The organism is Candidatus Similichlamydia epinepheli (assembly GCF_003056015.1).
In genome coordinates this window covers 1-1,447 of record NZ_PPEU01000136.1, presented here as the reverse complement: position 1 = coordinate 1,447, position 1,447 = coordinate 1, and the positions used below count along the sequence as shown (strand labels likewise).

The window sequence follows — 1,447 nt, the reverse complement described above, 5'->3', positions numbered from 1 at the left end:
TCACAAGTGGCATGATAATGGCAATACCTGAAAGAAAATAATTTCTAAAAGAGTTGCCAGATTGTTTTTTTTTACCTTGAGACATCGGAACGCCTACTTGGATTTTTTTTCCTGTTTTGATGTGAAGAGTGTGACTGTCTTGGCCCTATATCAAGACTATAATGTGCAAGTCCCTTCCATCGCGCTTTTTGCGTCAATAAATCTATTGAAATAAGCTCAACCTCCATTGTGTCACCAGCTTTGTACACTATTCCACTTCTAGAAGATAAGGAAAAGTTTCCCTCGTCAAATGTCAAAAAATCTCTTGAGGCGAGAGAGATGTGTAGAAAAATCTCCAATGAAAGCTCAAATAGCTCTAGTATAAGACCAGACGATCTGACTTTACAGATCCTTGCGAAGAATGTAGTTTTCCCTTCATAGAATAGACGAGATAACATGCGAAGCTTTTTCAGATGAATAACGCTTTGCTCTGCCTTGGCGCTGTTTCTTTCAGTTCCAGATATGAATTTCGCTATTTCCTGAAGGGTAGATATAGATTCTACTTCTCCGAAAAGAGAACGTATGACAACTAGGTCAGAATATCTCCTGATTGGGCTAGTAAAATGGCAATAATGTTCGAGTCTCAGTCCGAAATGTCCAATGTTTTCAGCTTGATAAAATGCCATTTTCATGCTTCGAATGTAATCCAATGTAAGTAGCCTGCCGAAGGGTGTTTGACTTGCTTCTGCGAGAAGTGCAGGAACGTCCACACTATTGCCGTCTTCTGTACGCGGGATACGAAAGTTACACGATTCTGCTTGAACAAGAAACTCTTTAAATGAATCTTCAGAAGGAGGCTCGTGTGCCCTGTAAATTGTGGCAACGTCAGATGTAGCAAGGTGAATGGCTACTACTTCATTAGTTTTTACCATGAATTCCTCTACCATTTGGTGAGTGATATCATATGGTGTTTGTTGAAGAGATATTGCTTCTCCTTTTTCATTGCATACAACCTTTACCTCATCTAGGTTCATGTCGACAGCACCACGATCTCGACGCTTCTTTTTTAGAAGCATACACAGTTCCACCATCAATTTGAGCTGATTAAAATAAGGATTTGTATCTTTCCCTTTGTCAAGGATCTCTCTAGCTTCTTCATAACTAAGCTGAGCTTTGCTTTGAATGATTGATCGTACTATTTTTTTGTTTATTAGGTTCCCTTCATCATCGAAGTTCATAATTACTGAAACAGTTAAGCGTGGTACATTAGAACGTAAACTACAAAGATCATCTGCTAAGCAAGGTGGTAGCATTGGAATACAGCAGTTTGGTAGGTACGTGGAATTCCCTCTTAACCTTGCTTCTCTATCCAATGCGCCTCCTTTAGGAACGTAATGTGCTACATCTGCTATATGTACACCTAAACGGTATCCACCTGATCTGTTCTTCTTTACGGAAAGGGCGTCAA

At 39.7% G+C, this 1,447-nt stretch carries 1 protein-coding gene; it reads right to left on the bottom strand.

Going from position 1 to position 1,447, the window contains the following annotated elements; genetic code table 11:
* Positions 1–71: 71 nt before the first annotated feature.
* Positions 72–1,447 (bottom strand): RNB domain-containing ribonuclease (locus tag GCCT14_RS04910; RefSeq protein ID WP_157952640.1); only part of this gene is annotated, 1,376 nt, incomplete at its 5' end.